This is a genomic window from Polynucleobacter sp. 35-46-11, assembly GCF_002281105.1.
On the sequence record NZ_NCFJ01000373.1, the window covers coordinates 1 to 2,557 of the forward strand.

The following is a 2,557-nucleotide window of genomic DNA, read 5'->3' on the forward strand; positions in this document are numbered from 1 at the left end:
GGAGTGCTGGAGGTGATGGTATCGATGGTAATTCTGCGCTTAATCTAATTGACAGAATTATAAGCGGGAGGGACTTCTTAGAATTGCTCTTCAGGCCTCACAAAGCGCCATTTTCCTGGCGGTAGGGCGCCCAGAGAAATTCTGCCCATACGGACACGTTTCAGACCTAACACTCGGAGGCCAACCATTTCGCACATGCGCCGAATTTGACGCTTGCGACCCTCTCGCAGAACAAAGCGAAGCTGGTCTTCATTCTGCCAGCTCACTTGGGCTGGTTTTAAAACAACCCCATCTAATTCTAGGCCATGTTTTAGCCTATCCAAATCTTCAAAAGAGAGGGCGCCTTCAACCCGGACTAGATATTCTTTCTCAATAGGACTGTTTTCGCCAATTAGGAGTTTAGCTACGCGACCATCTTGCGTTAAAACGAGCATGCCAGTGGAGTCGATATCGAGTCGACCAGCAGGCGCTAAACCACGAGTATTAAAGCGTGGATTGCGCCCCTTATCCAGCGGGCTGGCAAAGTAATTATCTGGGGTGATGAGTGAGGCAGCCGGTTGATACTCTTGCGCATCATCGAAGTGTGAGATGAAGCCCACTGGCTTATTGAGAATGACAGTAATTCGGGAGGCCTGCTGTGCTTTAGCTCCAGATTGCAACTCAATTTTCTGATGACGAAAAGCGCGAGAGCCTAGCTCATTAACAACCTCGCCATCTACGGTTACTAGGCCTTGCTCAATATAAGAGTCGGCCTCGCGACGGGAGCATAGACCTAGCTCAGAGAGTAACTTGGAGACACGAATTTTTTCTTCCATGGCTACATTATCCGGTAATTACTTTAATAAAGACCAGGATCTAGATATATGAATACATAAGAGGGCTTAATAGGGGCTACTCTCATTAAACGGCCTATTTTTAAAACGTTTATGTACCCAATAGTATTCAGCGGGCCTGAGCCTAATTTCTTGTTCAAAAATTTGGTTTAAGCGTGCGGTATCTGCTTCTGGATTCTCGGTTGGAAAATTTTCCAATGGTTTGCTGATAGAGCAAACATATCCAGCTTCATTATTTTTGAGAGTCGTAATCATCATGCAGACCTGTGCCCCAGTAATTTTAGCGAGACGGGATACAGCAGTAATGGTATTGGTTTGAATATTGAAGAAGGGAACAAAAGTAGAGTCTTTCAAGCCCAAGTCAATATCGGGTGCAATGATGATGAAGCTACCCTTGCGGATTTCTCTAATCAGCTCAATAGTGTTGCCCTGGCGATCAATCGAGTTTCCACCAAAGCGATTGCGCCACTCAATAATTTTTTTATTGAAGAAGGGGCTTTTCATTCTCTGGAAAAATCCAGAGGTACGAGGCCAGCCTTTATCTTTTGCAAGTGCGCTCAAAATAATGCTGCCTTCAATTCCAATGAAATGCATATTGACTAAGATGCGCGGTTGTCGATCATTTAAATCAACCTCTGATCGAACTTCAATCATGTCGGCAAGCTGTTCTTTACTTCCAAGCCAAATAATACTTTTCTCTACTAAGCTGCGACCAAGTAGTCTCCAATGTTTTTTCCTGAGCAGATCAATTTCCTGTGCGCTAAGCTCAGGAAAACAGAGTTCTAAATTTTTCTGAACTACGCGATTTCGATCGCTAGGAATATGCGCTGCCAAATAACCTAAGCCATAGCCGATAGAGACAAGGGTCTTGTAAGGAAGCGATGCCAGAAACCTGAGGAGCGCTAGTCCTGAGTAGTTTGAAAAGTTTTTAAACAAAACTCAATTTAATTGGAATCGTAGCGAGACAAGGATGTGGCGTAACGCCTATGCATTTCTTCATCGGAGCTAATAGACATGCCTAAATCATTTACTAAGCCAGTCTCAAGACGATAAGCCCAGCCATGCACCGTGAGATCTTGTCCTCTGGACCATGCATCTTGAACAATGGTGGTTTCACAAACGTTGACAACTTGTTCAATCACATTTAATTCACATAAACGATCTTGACGTTTAGGGCTTGGAATGGCATCACCAAGATAGCGCTCATGCTTTTGATGTACGTCTTTCACATGACGCAACCAATTGTCAGCTAAGCCTACCCGCCTATCCGTCATTGCGGTATGCACACCAGAGCAACCATAATGACCAACAACCAAAATATGTTTGACCTTTAAGAGATCAATTGCAAATTGAATTACAGATAAACAATTGAGGTCGGTATGCACCACTACGTTAGCAACATTTCGATGAACGAATAATTCGCCTGGAAGAAGATTCACAATTTCATTAGCAGGTACGCGGCTATCTGAGCAGCCAATCCAAAGATATTCTGGCGCCTGCTGAGAAACGAGGCGCTTAAAGAAGTTGGAATCTTTGGCGACCATGGCTTCTGCCCACTCGCGATTATTAGAAAATAGCTGGTCTAAGGCATTGGAGTTCTTCATAATCATGATTTGAGTTTAAAGGTGTGTCACGGTTTTCACCACCTCGGGGCCGGTGACAAACATGTAGGAGCTGTCTTTCACCATGAAGATGAAGTCGGTCATGGCCGGTGAATACACCGC

The 2,557-nt window shown here is 44.5% G+C and carries 4 protein-coding genes; all 4 read right to left on the reverse strand.

Annotation, left to right across the window (positions count from 1 at the left end):
* Nucleotides 1-77: 77 nt before the first annotated feature.
* The 4 genes from B7Y67_RS15090 to B7Y67_RS15105 all read right to left on the reverse strand — a co-directional run bounded on the left by B7Y67_RS15090 (nt 78) and on the right by B7Y67_RS15105 (nt 2,554).
* On the reverse strand, nt 78-815 hold the full coding sequence (locus B7Y67_RS15090) for a pseudouridine synthase (protein WP_293599341.1): 738 nt from the start codon (nt 813-815) through the stop codon (nt 78-80).
* A gap of 66 nt (nt 816-881) precedes the next feature.
* On the reverse strand, nt 882-1,769 hold the full coding sequence (locus B7Y67_RS15095) for a lipid A biosynthesis acyltransferase (protein WP_215302234.1): 888 nt from the start codon (nt 1,767-1,769) through the stop codon (nt 882-884).
* An 8-nt stretch (nt 1,770-1,777) separates the two neighbouring features.
* On the reverse strand, nt 1,778-2,443 hold the full coding sequence (gene can, locus B7Y67_RS15100; protein WP_215302233.1) for a carbonate dehydratase: 666 nt from the start codon (nt 2,441-2,443) through the stop codon (nt 1,778-1,780).
* Between the two features lie 9 nt (nt 2,444-2,452).
* Entirely contained in the window at nt 2,453-2,554 is a 102-nt protein-coding gene (locus B7Y67_RS15105) for a carboxyl transferase domain-containing protein (protein WP_293599342.1), read from the reverse strand.
* Nucleotides 2,555-2,557: the final 3 nt, after the last annotated feature.

Coding starts and splice junctions, on each gene's coding strand:
- B7Y67_RS15090 (WP_293599341.1), bottom strand. CDS start 815: ATGGAAGAAAAAATTCGTGTCTCCAAGTTACTCTCTGAGCTAGGTCTA.
- can (WP_215302233.1), bottom strand. CDS start 2,443: ATGATTATGAAGAACTCCAATGCCTTAGACCAGCTATTTTCTAATAAT.